Raw genomic sequence first — 18,726 nt, forward strand, 5'->3', positions numbered from 1 at the left:
GTGTTGCGGTAGGTCTCGACGTCCTTTTTGAAGGTCTCGTCGAACTTGACCTTGCCGGGCGGCAGCTGGGCCGAAAGCGCCACGCTGGCCGGCGTGGCCTCGAAGGCAAAGGGCTCGCGGTACATGTAGTAGCCGGGCGCAATGTCGAAGCGCAGCTCGACGGTGCGGGCATCCACTCGCGTGGCCGAGAGGGCAAACGCCTGCTCGGGTTCCAGAAAATCGTCGTTCGCCGCCCAGGCGGGCGACGCGAGTGTGCACAGGGTGAGTGCCAGCGCCGGCAGGAAAGAGATCTTCATTTGCTTTCAGTGGTTGTGCGGTCGGGAGCGCGGTGTGTGACGCGGCTCAAACCGACTCTTCGTGGACACGACCGTCAAGGTCGATGCTGAGAAAACCGACCCCTTGCTCGCGCAAAAAATCGTGTGCAACTTCGCGCTTGAGCATGGCGATGGTGGTGAGCGCGCCCGCCGCCAGGCAGGTGGGCCCGACCACACTCACCGACTGCCAGTGCGCGACCGGCCAACCGGTGCGTGGGTCCAGGATGTGGCAGTAGCGGCGGCCATCCACCTCCATGAAACGCTCGTAGTCGCCGCTGGTGGCCAACGCCCCGGCGTTGAGTTCGATGCTGGCGATGACCCCGCCCGCCTCGCGAGGGTGGCTCACCCCCAGCACCCACGGCGCGCCATCGGGGTGCGGGCCGACGATGCGCACGTCGCCCCCGAGGTTGATGGTGCCGGCACGAATGCCCGCACGCAGCAACACAGCGGCCGCGGCATCGGCCGCGTATTCCTTGCCGAAGCCGCCGAAATCGAGCTCCATGCCGGCACGTGTCAACGCGATCGAGGCGCCCTCCCACACCACGTGCTGCCAACCAACGTTGGGCAACAAGGCGGCCACGGCGTCGTCGCTCGGCAACTGGCCCGACTTGAAATCCCACGCGCGCCGCAAGATGCCTGAGGTGATGTCGAACAGGCCGTCGCTGTGCTCATGCAGCTGGGCCGCAAAGTTCAAGAGGCCCGCCGTTTCAACGTCGACCTCCAGCGCCTGGCCGCTGCCGGCCAGCGCGTTGATGCGCGACAGGATGCTGTCTTCGCGGTAGCGCGAATACTTGGCCTCGATGCGCTGGATTTCGGCGATGGCCTGTTGCGCGCCGGCCGTGGCCTCGGCCTCGGAGCCGGCGCACAGCCGCATGCGGCACGCCGTGCCGAGCGCCATGAACTCGAAGCCGTAGTCGGGCACGCCGTGGTGTGCCCGCACGGCGGCTTGAGCCGTGGCGCGGATGGCAGAAGAGGCGTGAACAGGCCGAGTCACGACACTGCCTTCAGAACTTGCGGCTGACGCCGAACTGCACCGAATCGGCGCTGAACACGTCAAGGTTCGGCGAGCCCTGGCCCCCCACCCGCCAGTCCGAGCGCTGCTCGTAGCGCTCGTACTTCACATCGGCCGTCCACTCGCTCAGCCGCAGCTCGGCCTTCAGGCCCAGCGTGACGGCACCGAATGCCGACAGGCGGTGGTCGGCACTCATGTACTGCGTGTAGATCAGCGGCTCCGGGTAGCTCGGGCTGTCGAGCACCGCGTCGTAGTAGAAGTTGGCCGAACTCTGCGAGTGGTAACGCACCGAGGGCGTGAGCAAGAACCAAGAACTGGTGGGCTGCACCCAGGCCAGCTCGCCGGTGTGACCGACGATGCCAAAGTTGTCGCGGTAGTAGCGGTAGCTGCTGCGCACTGTGCTGCCCATGCTGGGCAGGTGGGTGTTCCATCGCACCAGCGCCGCGGCCTGCCGGCGCCGGTCGGGGCGGTTGTCGAAGTACTTGTAGGGGTCGCTGTAATAGCCGCGCCCATTGGCGTAGCTGAGGTTGAGCTGCACCAGGTTGTTGGCGTTCAGCGCCTGCGTCACACCGGCGATGATTTCGCGGGTGCGCTTGGTTTCGTTCTTGACCTTGTCGTTGACCGGATTGATCTTGTCGCTCGCCGACCCGAAGCCCAGGCTGAAGGTGGTGTTGTTGTCGGCGCTTGACACGCGGCCGTCGACCGAGAACGCGGTCGACTTGTAGTCGTTCTCGGTCGAGTGGCTGGCCCCCACGCTGATGCCGGCGCGGTCGAAGTGGCGCGAGATCTTCACGTCGCCGGCGCGGCGCAGGTCGCTCATGCCCTGGCCGGCGGGCTGCTGGGTGGCGCCCGACACATCGGAAAACCATTTCGGCGTGGCGCCCGACACGTCGTCACGCACACCCGAGGCCTCGAGCGACCAGCGTGTGCCCAAGGGCGCGAGCAAGTGCACCGAAGGCGACTTGACCGTGATGCGTTTGAGCTTGTCGGGCTCGCTGCCGTTGTAGGTGGGGTACTTGACCTTCACCTCTTGCTGATCTTGGTAGCGCAGGTAACGCAGCGAGATCACGCCGTGCTCGGGCGCCGTCTCGGCGTGCGCCACGGGCATGGCGCCCGGCAAGGCCAGGGCCGCCAGCACCACGGGGCCGAGGGCGCGCGAACGCGGCTTGCCGGCTGGGATGTTGTTCAGGTCAGTTGCAGCCACAGCCACCTCCGCCCACGCCATAACCGCCGCTGGCAGCCTCTTTGCTGGTGTAAATGTGCTGCTGGTAGCGCTGCTCCAGCGGGTCGCCGGCCATGCTCATTTCGACCTTGGCCAGGTTGCCCTTCTCCCAGGGCTGGGGCGGGCTGAAAACCGAGCAGGCGGACAGAGAGGCGAGCATGAGCACGCCTCCCGCAATGTGTTGAAACTTCACGGGGTCTTCTCCACGGCGCAAAGGCCGAGTTGGGGTTACTTGACGGTGGCGAGCGCAGCGACGATGGCGTCTTCAAGGGCCTTGCGTTCATCGGGGCGGAAGCCCGCATGCACGCGAATCACCTTGCCGTCGGGGCCGATCAGCACGGAGCTGGGCATGCCCTTGATCTGGTAGCGCTTGGGGCTGTCGCCCGCCGCGTCATAGCCGACCAGAAATGAGGCGGGCACTTCGGCCAGGAACTTGTCGGCGTCGGCGCTTTTTGCATCGACGTTGACGCCGATGATCTGCAGCCCCTTGGGCCCGTACTTGGTCTGCATCTCGTTCATCCACGGGAACGACTGCTTGCACGGGCCGCACCACGAGGCCCAGAAATCGACGTACACCAGCTTGCCCTGCAGCTTGCTCAAGCTGACGGGCGCTTTCGGGCCCGACAGTTCGAGCGCTGGTGCCATTTGCCCAGGTTCCAGCGCCCAGGCGGAGGCCCCGCCCATCAACGCGGCGGCGGTCAGCAGCGCGCGCATTCCGTTCTTCAGCATGTTCATTCCTTCTTTCGTTTGAGAGTGTTCAAGTTCTGCGGCGGGCCAGCGCGCTGAGCACCACGGCCAGGCCGAACAGCGCCAGCCAGGCGATGCCGAGTGCGCCGCCGCCTCGTTCGTCATCGGCGGCGCTGCTGCCCACATTCATGCTCACCGAGCGGCCGCTCAAGCTGACCACCTTGGTGTCGCCGGTGCTGGTGGGGATGGTCAAGGCGCCGGTGCTCACGCCTTCCTTGGGCGGCGCGTTGAACAAGACCGAGACGTCGCAGAACGCACCCGCCGCGAGGGTGTGCGGATTGCCGCACCCATCGGCCGGGCTGTTGATGACCTGGAACGGCCCGGTGGTGCCGATGTTGGTGAGCACCAGTGCGGTCGTTCCGCGGTTGGTCACGCGGATCGTCGCCCCCGGGGAAGGCATGCCGCGCGCCATCACAAAGCTCAGGGCTTCGCGGTCAACGGCCCAGGTGGGCGAGCCACCGCCGTTGTCACCAGCACGGCCGACACCCGAGAGCGCCATCGCGCCCGGCGCAGAGCCGTTCGATGCAATCCGCAAGCCGGCGTTTTTGGTGCCCGCGCTGCGCGGTGCAAAGCTCAGCTGGATCACACAGGTGTTGCCTTGTTGCAAGGTGACGCCGTTGCCGCAGGTGGTGCCGGAGGCCAGCACGAAGGAAGCACGGTCGTCGCCGTCTGTCTCGACCGCGGTGAGGGTCACCTGGCCGGGGCCCTGGTTGACGAGCGTGAGGCTGCGGCTGGCCGTGGTCATGCCCACCACCGTGCTGTCGAACTGCAAGGCCGACTGGCCGCCGGTTTGCCACATGAGCGCCGGTGTGGGCGCCATCGAAGCGCCGCGCAGCGACACCATGATCACCTGGTTGGTGGCGGTGGTGAGCGTGAGGTTGCCGCTGTTGGCGCCGGCCGTGGTGGGCGCGTACGCCACCGCGAGAGTGCAGGTGGCGTTCACGCCCAGCGCCGACGTTGCCGCTGGGCAGCCGTTGTTGACCAGCCTGAACTGGCCCGACACCTCGACGCGCGACAACGTGACAGCGGCCACATTGCCGTTGCTCACCACCAGGTTCATCGACGCCGAGGTCTGCCCCACGGCCACATTGGTGGCGCTGAAATCGAGCTGCTGGCGATCAACCGACAGCATGCCGTTCGGCGTGTTGGCGGCGATGCCCGTGCCTGCCAGCACCACATCGCCTGGTGCGGTGGCGTTGGACTCCACCCGCAGCGTGGCCGACTTGGCGCCCGCCGTGCCCGGCGCAAACACGAGGTTCAGCGTGCAGGTGGCGCCCGCGGCCACGCTGCTGTTGGCGCGGCAAGTCGATGCCGAGGCGATCGAGAACGACGACGCGTCCATGCCCGACAAGGCCAGCGCACTGATGGCTGCCGCCCCCGGGCCCTGGTTCGACAAGGTGAGCGTCTGGCTGGAACTCGCGCCCACCATCGCCGACGAGAACATCAGCGTGCTCGAAGCCGGCTGCCACACCAGGCGCGGCGTGGCCGCGCTGGCTTGGCCGCGCAGCGTCACCTCCAGGGTCTGGTTGCTGCCGGTGGTGAGCGTGATCAGGCCGGTCGACGCGCCGGCGGCGGTGGGCGAATACACCACCCCCACGCTGCACGATGCGCCGGGGGCGAGGGTCAAGCCGTTGGTGGCACACGCGCCGGTCGGGGCCACGAGGGTGAACGGGCCGCTCACACGCACGCTGGACAGCATCACCGCAGCCGCACTGCCATTGCTCACCGTCACCGACAGCGGCGACGACGTCTGCCCCGCGATCAGCCCGATCGAGCTGAAGTCGAGCGTGCTCTGGTTGAGCGTGAGCATGCCGACCTCGGTGCTGGGGCTGGCGCCCGAGCCCGACAGCGCGATCTCAGCCGGCGGTGTGCCGTTGGAGGCGACTTGCAACGAGGCCAGCTTCGGGCCGGTGGTGCCCGGCACAAAGTTGACCATCACCGTGCAGCTCGCGTTGGCATTGAGCGAGACACCCGCGCGGCAGGTGGAGGCCGACGCAATCGCAAACGACGACGCATTGGCACCCGCCACGCCCACGGTGTTGAGCATCACGGCGCCGGGGCCCTGGTTGACGAGCGTCAGGCTTTGCGATGCGCTGCTCACGCCCACCACGGTGGAAGCAAAGGTGAGTGCGGTGGCACTCGGCTGCCAGGCCAGCACGGGCATCATCGCTGCAGTACCGAGCCCCGTGAGCACCACCGAGTTGGGTGAGCTGAGGGCGTTGGTGGTGATGACGATCGATTCGGCCGAGTTCGGCGTGACCGGGGTGTACACCGTGCTGAGCGTGCAGAAGGCGTTCACCGCCAGCGTGGCCGGGCAGTCGTGCGTGACCACGAACTCGGGCGAGGTGCTGGTGATGCTGCCCACCGTCATCGGCGCGGTGCCGGTGTTGGTGAAGACCACCGTGCGGGCCATCGAACGCACCCCCAAGGTCACCGAGCCAAAACCGAGCGTGGCCTGCGACAGGCCGACCTGCGGCTCCGCCGTGCGCACGCTCGTCCCCCGCAGGGTCACACGCACCGCACCGGTGGGGGCGTTGGAGGCCACGTTCAGCGTGGCCACTTTGTTGCCCAGCGTCACCGGCCGCATCGCCACCGTGATGGTGCAGGTGCCCCGCGCCGCGATGGCGGCGTTGGTGGCACAGGTGCCGCCGAGCACAAAGTCACCGGCATCGTTGCCGCTGGCGGAGATCCCGCTCAGGGTGAGTGCGGCGCCGCCGGTGTTGGTGAGCGTGAGCGTCTGCGCGGCGCTCGTCATGCCCACCACCTGGCGGCCGAGCTCAAGCGTGGTGGCATCGAGTGCAATGCCGGGCTGCGCCACGGCGGTGCCGGTGCCGCTGAGCGCGATCACGCTCGGGCTGCCGGCCGCGTTGTGGGCGATCGTGAGGGTGGCGTTGCGCGCGCCCGTCACGGTCGGCGTGAACACCACGTCGAGCACGCAGCTGCTGCCACCGGCCACGCTGCCGTTGGCGGCGCAGGTGGAGCTGGCGGCCAGCGTGTAGTCGCTGGCCTGGGTGCCGCCGAGCGTGAGCGACGACAGCGACAGCGCGGCGGTGCCGGTGTTGCTGAGGGTCACGCGCATCGGCGACGACGCCGTGCCCGTGGCGCTCGAGAAGGTGAGCGCCGTGGGCGACACCGACACGGCCGGCGAAAGATTCACCGCCGTGCCGCTCAAGCTCACATCGGTGCGACCGTTGGCGCCGTTGTGGGCGATCGACAGGCTGCCGTTGCGGGTGCCGGTGGCGGTGGGCGTGAACGTGACGTTGATGGTGCAGCTGGCACCCACGGCCACGCTGCCCCCGGCCTGGCACGAACCGCCCGAGACGGCAAAGTCACTGCCCGCCGTGGTGGCGATGGTCGTGAGGTTGAGTGCGCCGGTGGCCGCGGCCGCGTTGCTGACCGTGAGGGTCTGCGCGGCGCTGGTCGAGTTGAGGTTTTGTGCGGCGAAGCTGAGCGAGGTGGCCGACACCGACACCGAAGGTATCGAACTGGTCGCGATGTAGTTCGGCGTGGTGCCGAACTGCCCGGCCAGGTAGGCGGCGATGTCGTTCAACTGCGCGTCGGTGATCACACCGTGCAGCGGCGCCATCGGCCCGCGGGCGGCGGCGGTGTTGTCGGCCGCAATCTTGGCCTTGATCACCTGGGCATCGGCGCCGCGGTTGAGCTTGCCGACGTTGTTGCGCGGCATGCTGCTGTGGCAAAACGACGTGGCGCAGCTCGGCAGGTCGGGCGTGATGACGCGCCGGTAGAGCGCATCTCCGTTGGCGGCGTTCTGCGCCACGGCCAGCGCCGGCAGCAGGCCAGCCGCCAGGCACAGCGCGCTGGCAAATTTCAGGGCAGTTTTCATCAGGCTTTCAACCAGGGCAGGTTTTGTGAGGCAGCCGTCCACATGGCTTCGGTGTGGTCGTTCGGGCCGCGCACGCTGGGGTAGCCGAAGGCACCGCCATTGGCGGAGTAGTCGCTGGTGGGCAAGCCCATCGAGCGAAGCACCATGCCCATCCACTGGTTGTAGAGCAGGCCCGAGTACCAGCGTGGGTTCGACGACCAGGCGAAGGAATCGCGGTCGCGGTAGTCGAGCGACAGGCCGGTCCTGAAGAAGCCGCCGGCGTTGCCCAGTGCCACCACCGGAATGCAGCGGTTGTGGTGGTGGCCGGGGTTGCCACCCGAGCCCAGCTCATGCGCGCCGGTGATGAGCGCCTTGTCGAACAGCGTCATGCCGTCGGCCGTGCGCACCGCGTCCATCTTGCGAGCCAGATCGAGCTGCGCGCCTTCGAACTGGAGCTGAACTGCGGCGCTGAAGCCGGCGCGCTTGACTGGGTCGTCCTGGCCGTGGGCGTAGTCGCTGTGCCACGAGTGCTCGGGCTGCGGCCCGAAGGTGTAGCTGGTGGGGCCGCACACGTACACCCGGCTGATGCCGGCGGTGAAGGCGGCCACGACGATGTCGTTCCACAGCTGCTCGCACTGCGCTTGGTTGGCGGGCTGGCCATAGAAACCAGCGGCACGTTCCACGGCTTCGGTGTCGGTGACAGGCCGAGTGAACGTGCTGTTGACGGTCTGCTGTACCCTGCCTTGCACTTCGGCCAGCATGTCGAGGTAGCCGTCGAGCCGGGTGCGGCAATCGGCGGAGCAACGCGGGTCGGCCTTGACCAGATTGGCGTGCTCACGCACCTGGTCCACCAGCACCGTCTGGTTTTGGTTCGGCATGGTGGTGGTGCGGAACAGGCGGTCGAACAGCTTGACGTTGCTGTCGGCGGCTTGTTCGGTTTGCACGATGCCCGAGGCCGTGCGCGACAGCGAGACCGGGTTGCGCACGATGACCGGTTGCAGCGGCCGGGTGGGGTAGAACGCGGCCGAAGCCGCCATCACCTGGTCGATGGTCGGGTTGGCCGCATCGCCGCCGAGCGGCCCACCGCGGTTGTGGCCAGTGCTGGTGTTGAAGTCGAGGCCGTTGATGACGTTCATCCGGCCCAACATGCGCGGCGTGAGGTTGGTCTGCTGCGCCTGCAAGATGTCGCTGATGACGACACGGTTGCCGTTGGTGGTTGACACCAGCGGCGAGCTGTTCACCGTGATGCCGGCGTAGGGCATCGTCTGGGTGGGCGCGGCGTCCAGCAAGGGCCCGAAGAAACTCGACTGGTACACACCATGCCAGGTGGTCATGTGCGCGAAGTAACGCTCCGCCGATGCTGCACCCATGGCTTGCGCTTGCGCGTCCCGCGGCAGCAGTGAAGGGAGCAGCGGCAGCGCCAAGGCCGCCCCACCAGCGCCCACCAAAAATTGGCGGCGCGAGACACGATCAAATACTGGCTTCATTGCGGCCTCTGAATCGACTTGAACTCGTCGTGCGTGACGATGGACGCGAACAAACTGCGCAGGTTGGCGCCGTTGACGGCTTGCCGGCGAACGGCTTCGATCACCTCGCCGTCGCTTAGGCTCTCTTGCCGACCAAAGGAATAGCGGAAGTAGTTGCGTGCGAAGCACTGCTCGAACTCGCCGCTTTCGAGCACGTACTGCTGAGCCTGTGCGGCCGAGTTCATGCGCTGCTCGGGGAGCGTGGACAAGCGGGCCGTCACGGCCGGGTCGACCGGCCGCTCGCCGAGCGAGCCACCCATGTCGTTGCGCACGATTTCGCTGCGGCGCACGCGGCCGAGCGCGTCGAAGCCCTCGAACACGAAGCCCCACGGGTTGATCACCGTCGTGTGGCAACCGACGCAGGTCGTGCCCTCCATCTGCGTGACACGTTCGGTGCGCTGGCGCGTGGTCAGCACGCCGGAGAGGTCGGCTTCGCGGTTGGTCTGGTTCATCGCCGGCGCGGGCAGCGCCTGGCAGGTGAGCGCGCTCAGCACCTTGATGCCACGCTGAATGGGCAAGGTGGTGTCCGACGAGCCGTTGGCCATCAGGCCGATGCGCGTGAGCAGGCCCACTCGCTCGGCTTCGGTGAAGGTGGGCGGCGTGCCGGTGCCGTTCCACACCGGGGTTCGGTACAGCTCGGCAATGTCGGCGCTGCGTGCGAACGAGTGGCGATCGGACAGCACTTGCTGCAGCGAGCCGTTGCGGGCAGCCACGTACGAAACCATGTCGAGCACCTCTTCGATGGCCGCGTCACGCGTGGTGGCCAGGGGCCGGAAGCTGCCGGCAAAGGCGTCGAACTTCGGGTCGCCCACCTTGCCGTTCATCGCCACCAGCTCGTCGAGGCGGAACCATTGACGGAAGAAGCTGCGCAGCGCCGCATCGGCACGCGGGTCGGCCATCAGGCGGCTGATGTGCCGCGCGTAAACGGCGGGCTCAAGCAGCGCGCCGCTGTCGGCATCGGCGCTCAAGGCGGCGTCGGGAATGGTGTCCCACAGGTGCAAGGAAAGGCGCGTGGCCAGCTCATGCGGCGTCAAGGCGACGCAGTTGCCACCGGTGGTGCCGCTCACGCCGCGCTCGAGCAGAAAGTACGACTGCGGCGAGGCAATCATCGTCGCCAGCACCCGGGTCACGGCCGCGCGGTCGGTCGTGGTGCCCGCCGCTCGGCGGTACACCGCCACCTCGGCGTCGGTGAGGGGCTGGCGGAACAGAATGCGACCCGCCTTGCGGATGAAGGCCGTGAGGCACGCGTCACCGCTGCAGTTGCCCAAGACCGTGGCGGCGCGCGCATCGGTGCTGGCCAGATCGGCAGCCAGCTTTTCAGCCACCGAATAGACGCCCGACACCTGGCGCGTGGCGACCGTCGGGTCGAGTCGGTAGTAGCCCTGGTGGCGCGACGACTCGGCGTTGATCGACGCATCGAGCGGGAACTGCGCGGTGTCGATCACCAGGGTGCGGATGCGTGCGGGCAGGCCGGCGTCGGTGATCAGCGCGGCCGACCAGTCGGTGAGGGCATTGACGTACTGCGCGCGGGTCAACCGGCGCGGCATGGCGGCGCTGTAACAGCCCGGCGACGGTTCGATCGGGTCGTTCACGCCTCGCAGAGTCTCGGTCTGGGCATGCGGATCGGTCGGCATCACCAGCTGCGGGGCGCCTGCGCCGGGCCCGCCCGAAGAGGGCGTTTTGGTGGTCGGGCTGTCTTCACCATTGCAGCCGAACAAAACGGCTGAAATCGTTATCAAGACAGTGAGCCTGAAAAGGTTTCTCATCTGATTTTCCGGTGGGCTTGGGGGGTTCGGTATGGATCTTCAGAGGGTTCGCACAGGCGTCTGTTTCCAAACGTGCGGGTGTGTGCCGGGGCATCCCCTTGCTGTCTTGCGGGTTTCTGTGACTCTTCTGACGCTTCCCGCCAACCCCCGCTTTCAAGCGCGCTGCGCGCATCTCCTGGATGCATCTCGACACATGGCGGGTGTGACAAAAAACACAATTGGCGCGCTTTGCAAATGAAATGGCCGGCGATAACAAGCGCGCGCCGAAAGGGGTGGCTCATCGGGTGAGGCCCCCTAAAATCCGATGCTCATTTCTTGCATTGCGGTCACCTGCGCCCGCGCCCGCCCATGAACCTGTCTGCCCTCACCGCCCTGTCTCCGCTCGACGGCCGTTATGCCTCCAAGGTGGCGCCGCTGCGCGCGCTGCTGTCCGAGTTCGGGTTGATGCATCGGCGCGTGCAGGTCGAGGTCGAGTGGTTCATCGCCCTGTCGGACGCCGGCTTTGCCGAGTTCAAGCCGCTGTCGGAGGCCGGCCGTGGCCTGCTGCGTGGCCTGGTCACACGCTTCGGGGAGGCCGATGCCCAGGCCATCAAGGACATCGAGAAGACCACCAACCATGACGTGAAAGCGGTGGAGTACTGGCTCAAGAGCCGCTTCGAAAACACGCCCGAGCTCAAGGCCGCGGGTGAGTTTGTGCACTTCGCCTGCACCAGCGAAGACATCAACAACACCAGCCACGGGCTGATGCTGAAGGCCGCGCGCCAAGAGGTGCTGCTGCCCACGCTCGACAAGATCGTCAGCACCCTCTCGGCACTGGCCAAGAACCTGGCCGACGTGCCGATGCTGGCGCGCACCCACGGCCAGACCGCCAGCCCCACCACGGTGGGCAAGGAAGTGGCCAACGTGGTGGCGCGCCTGGTCACGGCGCGCGAACGCATTGCCGGCGTGAAGCTGCTGGCCAAGATGAACGGCGCGGTCGGCAACTACAACGCCCACCTCTCGGCCTACCCCGACTTCGACTGGGAAGCCTTCAGCCAGCGTGTGATCGAAAAGCAGCTGGGCCTGGCCTTCAACCCGTACACCATCCAGATCGAGCCGCACGACTACATGGCCGAGCTGTTCGATGCGGTCACGCGCACCAACACCATCCTGATCGACTGGTCGCGCGATGTGTGGGGCTACATCAGCCTGGGCTACTTCAAGCAGCGCACAAAAGAGGGCGAGATCGGCTCCAGCACGATGCCGCACAAGGTCAACCCGATCGACTTCGAAAATGCCGAAGGCAACTTCGGCCTGGCCAACGCGCTGCTCACCCACCTGAGCCAGAAGCTGCCGATCAGCCGCTTCCAGCGTGACCTGACCGACAGCACGGTGCTGCGCAACATGGGCGTGGCGCTCGGCTACGCACTGCTCGGCTACGACAGCCTGCTGCGCGGTTTGGGCAAGCTCGAAGTCAACCGCGAAGCGCTGGCCGCCGACCTCGACAGCGCGTGGGAAGTGCTGGCCGAACCCATTCAAACGGTGATGCGCCGCTACAAGCTGGCCAACCCCTATGAGCGCCTGAAAGAGCTGACGCGCGGCAAGACCATCACGCGCGAAGCCATTCAGCAGTTCATTGGCACGCTGGAGATTCCCGAGGCCGAAAAGGCACGCCTGTTGGCGATGACACCGGGCAGCTACACCGGCATCGGTGCAGCACTCGCCAAGCGGATCAACTGAAAGACAACTCCACCAGAAAGGTGCCATGAAATTCACCGACCAGCTCGCCGCCGCCCAACGCAACAACGACTCTTTGCTCTGCGTGGGCCTCGACCCCGAGCCCGGTAAATTTCCTGCTCCCTGGAAGGGCGACGCGAGCCGCATCTACGACTTCTGCGCGGCCATCGTCGACGCCACCAAAGACCTGGCGATCGCCTTCAAGCCGCAGATCGCCTACTTCGCCGCCAACCGCGCCGAAGACCAGCTCGAGCGGCTGATGGCGCACATCAAGCGCGTGGCGCCCGGCGTGCCGGTGATCCTCGACGCCAAGCGCGGCGACATCGGCGCCACCGCCGAGCAGTACGCGCGCGAAGCCTTCGAGCGCTACCAGGCCGACGCGGTGACGCTCTCGCCCTTCATGGGCTTCGACTCGCTCGAACCCTGGCTGCGCTACAGCGACCGCGGGCTGATCCTGTTGTGCCGCACCTCCAACCCCGGCGGCTCCGACCTGCAGGCCCAACAGCTGGCCGACGGAACGCCGCTCTACGAACACATCGCCCGCCTCGCCAGCACCACCTGGAACACCAGCGGCCAGCTCGGCCTGGTGGTCGGCGCCACCTTCCCCGGCGAGATTGCCCGCGTGCGCGAACTGGCACCCACGCTGCCGCTGCTGATCCCCGGCATCGGCGCGCAAGGCGGTGACGCACAGGCCACGGTGCAAGCCGGTTGGCGGCCCCACGCACCGGTCATGGTGAGTTCGTCGCGCGCGGTGTTGTACGCCTCCTCGGGCAGTGACTTCGCCTCGGCCGCCCGTGCGGTCGCGTTGCAAACGCGTGCGGCGTTAAATGCGGCACGGTCATCGTGCGCACAGGGGGAAAACGAGGCCGCACGCCCGCGCTAGCGCACGAGACACTGCGGGGCCGGCGTTTCGCACGCCTATGCACCCGCATGAACAACCCACCCCACGCTCTACCTGGTCCGCCGGGTGCCACCACCCGACAGGGCTTGAACAGAAAGATCGCCAGGCTGTTCTTCGGGCTGGGCTGCGGTGTGTCGCTGGTGGGGGCGGTGCTCTACGGCACGCTCGCCGTGCAGCTGCAACCGGGCATGCGTGAAATGCTGGTGGCCGCCTGCGTGGCCCTGTCGGTGGGCTTTGCGCTGGCCATGCGCTCCTTGAGCCATGCGCCGCAGGGCACCGTGATGCTGGCCGTCGGCTGGGGCGGTGTGAGCGTCGTGGCGCTCACTGCCGTGGGGGTGGGCGAGGGCCTGCACAGCCTGAGCCTCGGGTTCTTTGCGCTGCTGGTGTGCCTGGTCACCGTGTTGACGAGCCTGCGCGCGGGCATCGGCCTGGCGGCGGGTTGCGCCGCGGCGGTGCTGGCGCTCCACGCGGGCGAAACACTCGGTTGGCTGCCCGGGCCTGCGGCCGTGCAACGCCACCCCGAGACGCTGAATGTGCTGATCCACGCGATGCTGCTGATCACGGGCGTGGTGGCCGGCTCACAGATATCGCGCATCGTCGACCGTGCCATGGCCGAGGCCCTCGAGCGCGAACAGCGCTTTCGCAGCCTGCTCGCCATCGCCGCCGACTGGTACTGGGAGATGGACACCGAGCTGCGTTTCAGCCGCATCGACCGCCACCTGCCGAGCGGCCATGACAAGGACTCCGAAGCGCGCATCGGGTTGCGCCCGTGGGAGGCGTCGGACATGCACATCGAACAAACTGCGATGGCCCTGCACCGGCAAGATCTGGAAGCCCGCCGCCCCTTCAGTGACCTGCCGGTTCGCATCGCAACCACCCCCGGTCGCGACCTGCACTTCAGCGTGAGCGGGCGGCCCCGCTTCGACGCAGAAGGCCGCTTCGCCGGCTACTGGGGTGTGGGCCGCGACATCACCTCCGAAGTGCAGGCGCGCGAGGCGCAGCACGCGAGCGAGAGCCGCTACTGCGAGCTGTTTGCGCTGACACCCACACCCTTGGTGCTGCACCGCAACGGCATCACCCTGCTGGCCAACGACGCCGCAGCGCAGCTGTTCGGCTTCGACACACCGCAGGCCATGAACGGCTTCGACCTGGTGCAGCTCTACCCGCCGCCGCTGAAAGGCCTGCTGGCCCAACGCATCCGCCTGCTGTCGCAAGCACCCATCGGCGAGAGCCTCGATTTGGCCGAGGTGCAGCTCAACGCCATCGACGGGCGACGGCTCACGGTGCAGAGCAAGGGCTCGCGCGTCAACACCGCCGACGGCCCGGCCGTGCTGTCGATCTACTACGACATCTCCGAACGCGTGAGCTCCGAAGCGCAGCTGAGGCGCTCGCAGGCCATGCTGTCGCACCTGTTCGAGACCAGCCCCGACTTCATCACGCTGAGCGACATGGAGACCGGCGTGTACGTGATGGTCAACAAGAGCTTCGAACGAATGTTCGGCTACGACGCCGGCGAGGTGGTGGGCCAGAGTGCGCTCGATCTGGGCATCTGGTACGCGCCTGCCGACCGCGTGCGCATGGTGGCCCAGCTCAAAGAGCACGGCGGCGTGAACGAGGTCGAGACGCTCTTCATCCACAAGTCGGGCCAGCTGGTCACGTTGCTGATGTCGGCCGGCAAGTTCTCGATGGACGGGCGCGACTACCTGGTGGTCAACGGGCGCGACGTGACCGAGTCGCAGCGCGCGCGGCTGGAGCACGAGGCGATTCTGAAAAACGCATCGATCGGCATCGCGCTCACGCGCGACCAGCGTTTCATGCAGGCCAACCCGAGCTTCGAGCGCATGTTCGGCTGGGGCCGCGGCGAGCTGGTGGGCCAACCCGGCTTGGCCGTGTGGGCCTCGCCCGACGACTATGCCGAGGTCGGCCGCATCGCCGGCCCGCTGCTCGCCGAGGGCAGGCAGGTCGACCTGGATCGGCAGATGATGCGCCGCGACGGCAGCCTGTTCTGGTGCCGCCTGCTGGCCCAGGTGGTCGACCCGCTGCACCCCACGATGGGCGGCACCATCTGGATCGCCGAAGACGTGACCGAGCGCCGCCAGATCGACCAGGCGCTGGCCGCCGCGCGCGACGTGGCCGAGGCCGCCAACCGCGCCAAGAGCGCGTTTCTCGCCAACACCAGCCACGAGATCCGAACGCCACTCAATGGCCTGCTCGGCTTGGCCAATCTCGCCATGCAGCCGGGCCTGCCGGCCCCCCGTCGCCAGCAGTACCTGGAGCAGATTCAAGACAGTGCACAAAGCCTCGCGGGCATCATCTCCGACATCCTCGACCTGTCGAAGATCGAGGCCGGCAAGCTGAGCGTGGAGGCCGTGCCCTTCAACCTGCACCAGCTGCTCAAGGCCGTGCACCACGCCTACCAGTCGCTCGCGCAGGCGCGCTCGCTCGGGCTGAGCCTGCACATCGTCGAAGGGGTGCCGGTCACCGTGCGCGGCGACCCGGTGCGGCTGCGCCAGATCCTCAGCAACTACATCACCAACGGCCTCAAGTTCACCGAGAGTGGCAAGGTGCACATCGAGGTGGCGATGTCGGCCGAGCCGGCCTGCCCCGCGCACGTGCGCTTCAGCGTGATCGACTCCGGCCCGGGCATCGACGCTGCCACGCAGCGCCGCCTGTTCCAGCCTTTCACACAGGCCGACGAATCGACCACACGCCGCTTTGGCGGCACCGGCCTGGGCCTGTCGATCTGCAAGGAGCTCGCCGCGCTGATGGAGGGCCGCGTGGGCATGCAGAGCACCCCCGGCCAGGGCAGCCACTTCTGGGCCGAGGTGCCGCTGCCGGTGACCGACGCGCCGGTGATCGACCCGCGCATGGAAGCCCAGGACATCGAGCGCCTGGTCGGCATGCGGGTGCTGCTGGTCGAAGACAACGCCGTCAACATGATGATCGGCGTGGCCATGCTCGAACAGTGGGGCGTGGAGGTGACACAAGCCAGCGACGGCCAGGAGGGTGTGGCCGCCGTCGAGCGCGCAAGCGCCGCGCAGCGGCCTTTCGATGTGGTGCTGATGGATGTGCAGATGCCGCGCCTGAGCGGCCACGAAGCCGCGCGGCGCTTGCGCCAGACCCACTCGGCACAAGAGCTGCCCATCATCGCGCTGACGGCTGCGGCGCTGGTGTCAGAGCGCGACCAGGCGCTGGCCGCCGGCATGAACGACTTTCTGACCAAGCCGATCGACACCCACCGGTTGCGGCAGGCGCTGATCCGCGCCGGCGGCTGAGAAGCTGTTGCGCGCCCAACCGTTCGGGCTGAGCCTGTCGAAGCCAGGCTGTGCTGTGCGCACCCTTCGACAAGCTCAGGGCGAACGGAAATCGAACCGGGGCACAGCCGCTCACAGCCTGGGCGGCACCACCGGCAGCGAGCTCGTCAGCCCGCCATCGACCGGCAGCGCCTGGCCGTTCACGTACGAAGCTTCGTCCGACGCGAGGAACAGCGCCGCATAGGCAATCTCGTGTGGCAGGCCACCACGGCGCAACGGGTTGAGCTGGCCGATCTTCTGCTCGGTGCCACGCTCGCGCGCGCGGTCGAAGATCGGCTGGGTCATGCCGGTTTCGATCAAGCCCGGGCAAATGGCGTTGATGCGGATGCCGGTGCCGCCAAACTGGTTGGCGCTGGTCTGCACCAGGCTCACCACACCCGCCTTGCTCGCGCTATAGGGCGGGCCACCCGCACCCGAGCGCAGGCCGGCCACCGAGGCGGTGCAGATGATCGAGCCGCGACCGGCCGGCACCATCACGCGTGCGGCGTACTTGATGGCGAGAAAGCTGCCGATCAGGTTGATGCTCAGGATGCGTGTCCAGTCGTCGACCGTCCAGTCGTCGAAGTTGCGCATGCCGCCGCTCACGCCGGCATTGGCGTAGACGATGTCGAGCCCGCCATGCGTGCGTACCGCAGCTTCGATGTAGTCGGCCACGTCGGCTTCTTGCGAGGTGTCGCGCACCAGCGCCACCGCCTGGCCGCCGGCGGCGCGGATGGCCTCGACCGTGGCCTCCACTTCGGCCGCACGGTCGACGGCGATCACCTGGGCGCCGTGCTCGGCGAACAGGATCGCGGTGGCGCGGCCAATGCCACTGGCGGCGCCGGTGACAACCGCCGATTTGCCTTCAAGACGTTTCATGGATGCTCCGTACCGATGTTTCCAAAGCGGCAAGCATAGGCCGAAACCAGGGCTCAGCCCGCCAGCCGGCTCGCCACCACCGGCCACTGGCCACCCAGCGTGCGGGTGGCGTTTTCGGCGGCGGTGAACAGCAGCGAGTTCATGCGCTGCACGGCCGGATCGGAAAAGCGCTCCAGCGGGCCCGACAGCGACAAGGCGCCGAGCAAGATGCCCGCCGGCCCGAATACCGGCGCGGCCAAGGCGCCACACAGCGGGTCGCGCTCGCCAAACGAGGTGTAGAGCAGCGGTGCGTCGGTCGCGGGCGGCGAGCCGGCGGCAAACGCATGGAGCACCTTGCCGGCGGCGCCCCGGTTGAGCGGCAACACATCACCGGCGCGCACACGGTCGAGCGTGGAGTGGCCCGAGTCGATGCGGAAAAGGCACAGCCGCGCCTCCTTGCCGTGGCGCACGTGGAACGACGGGCTCTCGGTGCCCTTGCCCACCAGCCATTCGAGCACCGGCTGGATGACTTCTTTCAGCCCGTAGGTCAGGTCGAACGAGCGGCCGAACAAAAACGCGAGCGGCCCCAGCGCATAACGTTTGTCGCTGCGGTGAACCACCAGGCCGGCGCGCGCGAGCGAGGCCAGCAGGCGCAGCAGCGTGCTCTTGTACATGCCGGTGCGCCGCGCCAGATCGGCCAGCGTGAGCGGCGAGCTCGCTTGCGCCAGCTCGGTGGCAATGCACAAGGCGCGGTCGACGGCGGCCACCCCGTCGGCGGGGGAAGCCAGGATCGTCTTGGGGGAGAGGGGGTCAGGCATGGTGCGCCGCTCTGTGCCAATCGTTCTGTTAGGCGGAATTCACATTCCTTTTTGAGGACGGGGCCCAATTTACCCTTCAAGTCCGCCGCAGAAGATCCTTGTTGACCCGGGGGCGACGCGTCTGTCGACGGCAAGAGAAGGTCGACTCGCGTGGCCGTGCTATAGCCGTCATTGGCGAAATGTCGTTGATCGGAAGGGAGGCGCAAATCTAGACTGCCCGTGTTGACCCTGACAAAAACGCAAAGGAACAGTTCATGTCCACCGAAGCCAAATGCCCCTTTTCAGGCGGCGCCCCCAAGCACACGATTGCCGGCACGAAAACAAATGCCCACTGGTGGCCCAACCAGTTGCAGCTGGGCATGCTGCACCAGCACGCGGCCCCATCCAACCCGATGGGCGAGGACTTCAACTACGCCGAAGAATTCAAGACCCTCGACCTCGACGCCGTCATCCAGGACCTGCACACCCTGATGACCGACTCCCAGGCCTGGTGGCCGGCAGACTTCGGGCACTACGGCCCGCTGTTCGTGCGCATGGCCTGGCACAGCGCAGGCACCTACCGCGTGAGCGACGGTCGTGGAGGCGCAGGCACCGGCGCGCAGCGTTTTGCGCCGCTCAACAGCTGGCCCGACAACGTCAACCTCGACAAGGCACGCCGGCTGCTGTGGCCGATCAAGCAGAAGTACGGCCGCAAGATCTCGTGGGCCGACCTGATGATCCTCACCGGCAA

Annotated in this window: 14 protein-coding genes; 4 read left to right on the plus strand and 10 right to left on the minus strand. The window is 67.3% G+C overall.

Going from position 1 to position 18,726, the window contains the following annotated elements:
- From RMO40_RS12480 to RMO40_RS12515, 8 genes are all read right to left on the minus strand, one after another.
- Positions 1–296: protein-disulfide reductase DsbD domain-containing protein (locus RMO40_RS12480; RefSeq protein ID WP_309721435.1), on the minus strand; the 296-nt coding region annotated here is incomplete at its 3' end.
- 46 nt (positions 297–342) lie between these two features.
- On the minus strand, positions 343–1,308 hold the full coding sequence (locus RMO40_RS12485; RefSeq protein ID WP_309721440.1) for an FAD:protein FMN transferase: 966 nt from the start codon (positions 1,306–1,308) through the stop codon (positions 343–345).
- Positions 1,309–1,318: 10 nt separating this feature from the next.
- Positions 1,319–2,530: a DUF3570 domain-containing protein gene (locus RMO40_RS12490; RefSeq protein ID WP_309721443.1), complete on the minus strand. Its 1,212-nt coding sequence runs from the start codon at positions 2,528–2,530 to the stop codon at positions 1,319–1,321.
- Entirely contained in the window at positions 2,517–2,741 is a 225-nt protein-coding gene (locus RMO40_RS12495; RefSeq protein ID WP_309721446.1) for a DUF4266 domain-containing protein, read from the minus strand. Before RMO40_RS12495 ends, RMO40_RS12490 begins: the two co-directional genes overlap by 14 nt.
- A gap of 35 nt (positions 2,742–2,776) precedes the next feature.
- The gene (locus RMO40_RS12500; protein WP_309721448.1) at positions 2,777–3,277 is read right to left on the minus strand and encodes a redoxin family protein; all 501 of its coding nucleotides are present in this window, start codon (positions 3,275–3,277) and stop codon (positions 2,777–2,779) included.
- A gap of 28 nt (positions 3,278–3,305) precedes the next feature.
- Positions 3,306–7,139 carry a choice-of-anchor D domain-containing protein gene (locus RMO40_RS12505; protein ID WP_309721451.1) on the minus strand — a complete coding sequence of 1,278 codons (3,834 nt, stop codon included), beginning with the start codon at positions 7,137–7,139 and terminating at the stop codon, positions 3,306–3,308.
- Positions 7,139–8,605 carry a DUF1552 domain-containing protein gene (locus tag RMO40_RS12510; RefSeq protein WP_309721455.1) on the minus strand — a complete coding sequence of 489 codons (1,467 nt, stop codon included), beginning with the start codon at positions 8,603–8,605 and terminating at the stop codon, positions 7,139–7,141. The genes RMO40_RS12505 and RMO40_RS12510 overlap by 1 nt, the downstream gene beginning before the upstream one ends.
- The gene (locus RMO40_RS12515) at positions 8,602–10,278 is read right to left on the minus strand and encodes a DUF1592 domain-containing protein (protein WP_309721459.1); all 1,677 of its coding nucleotides are present in this window, start codon (positions 10,276–10,278) and stop codon (positions 8,602–8,604) included. Before RMO40_RS12515 ends, RMO40_RS12510 begins: the two co-directional genes overlap by 4 nt.
- 480 nt (positions 10,279–10,758) lie before the next feature.
- On the opposite strand from RMO40_RS12515, the gene purB reads away from it, so the two are divergent.
- From purB to RMO40_RS12530, 3 genes are all read left to right on the plus strand, one after another.
- Positions 10,759–12,129 (plus strand): adenylosuccinate lyase, encoded by a 1,371-nt coding sequence (gene purB / locus RMO40_RS12520; RefSeq protein WP_309721461.1) that lies wholly within the window; start codon positions 10,759–10,761, stop codon positions 12,127–12,129.
- Positions 12,130–12,154: 25 nt separating this feature from the next.
- Positions 12,155–13,009: an orotidine-5'-phosphate decarboxylase gene (gene pyrF, locus RMO40_RS12525; protein WP_309721464.1), complete on the plus strand. Its 855-nt coding sequence runs from the start codon at positions 12,155–12,157 to the stop codon at positions 13,007–13,009.
- Positions 13,010–13,113: 104 nt separating this feature from the next.
- Complete coding sequence (locus tag RMO40_RS12530; RefSeq protein ID WP_309721467.1) at positions 13,114–16,302, plus strand: PAS domain S-box protein; 3,189 nt, start codon at positions 13,114–13,116, stop codon at positions 16,300–16,302.
- A gap of 111 nt (positions 16,303–16,413) precedes the next feature.
- On the opposite strand, the gene RMO40_RS12535 is transcribed toward RMO40_RS12530, so the two are convergent.
- Positions 16,414–17,199, minus strand: coding sequence for an SDR family NAD(P)-dependent oxidoreductase (locus RMO40_RS12535; protein WP_309721470.1), 786 nt, complete (start codon positions 17,197–17,199; stop codon positions 16,414–16,416).
- Between the two features lie 53 nt (positions 17,200–17,252).
- Positions 17,253–17,996 carry a helix-turn-helix domain-containing protein gene (locus tag RMO40_RS12540; protein ID WP_309721473.1) on the minus strand — a complete coding sequence of 248 codons (744 nt, stop codon included), beginning with the start codon at positions 17,994–17,996 and terminating at the stop codon, positions 17,253–17,255.
- Positions 17,997–18,250: 254 nt separating this feature from the next.
- Here RMO40_RS12540 and RMO40_RS12545 point away from each other — a divergent pair.
- Positions 18,251–18,726 (plus strand): peroxidase family protein (locus RMO40_RS12545; protein WP_309721476.1); only part of this gene is annotated, 476 nt, incomplete at its 3' end.

This window comes from Rhizobacter sp. (assembly GCF_031412075.1).
Lineage (GTDB): Bacteria > Pseudomonadota > Gammaproteobacteria > Burkholderiales > Burkholderiaceae_C > Rhizobacter.

Excerpts from the sequence above, each read along its gene's own strand:
- RMO40_RS12500 (WP_309721448.1), bottom strand. The coding sequence starts at position 3,277 with ATGCTGAAGAACGGAATGCGCGCGCTGCTGACCGCCGCCGCGTTGATG.
- RMO40_RS12505 (WP_309721451.1), bottom strand. The coding sequence starts at position 7,139 with ATGAAAACTGCCCTGAAATTTGCCAGCGCGCTGTGCCTGGCGGCTGGC.
- RMO40_RS12510 (WP_309721455.1), bottom strand. The coding sequence starts at position 8,605 with ATGAAGCCAGTATTTGATCGTGTCTCGCGCCGCCAATTTTTGGTGGGC.
- RMO40_RS12515 (WP_309721459.1), bottom strand. The coding sequence starts at position 10,278 with ATGCCGACCGATCCGCATGCCCAGACCGAGACTCTGCGAGGCGTGAAC.
- purB (WP_309721461.1), top strand. The coding sequence starts at position 10,759 with ATGAACCTGTCTGCCCTCACCGCCCTGTCTCCGCTCGACGGCCGTTAT.
- pyrF (WP_309721464.1), top strand. The coding sequence starts at position 12,155 with ATGAAATTCACCGACCAGCTCGCCGCCGCCCAACGCAACAACGACTCT.
- RMO40_RS12535 (WP_309721470.1), bottom strand. The coding sequence starts at position 17,199 with ATGAAACGTCTTGAAGGCAAATCGGCGGTTGTCACCGGCGCCGCCAGT.
- RMO40_RS12540 (WP_309721473.1), bottom strand. The coding sequence starts at position 17,996 with ATGCCTGACCCCCTCTCCCCCAAGACGATCCTGGCTTCCCCCGCCGAC.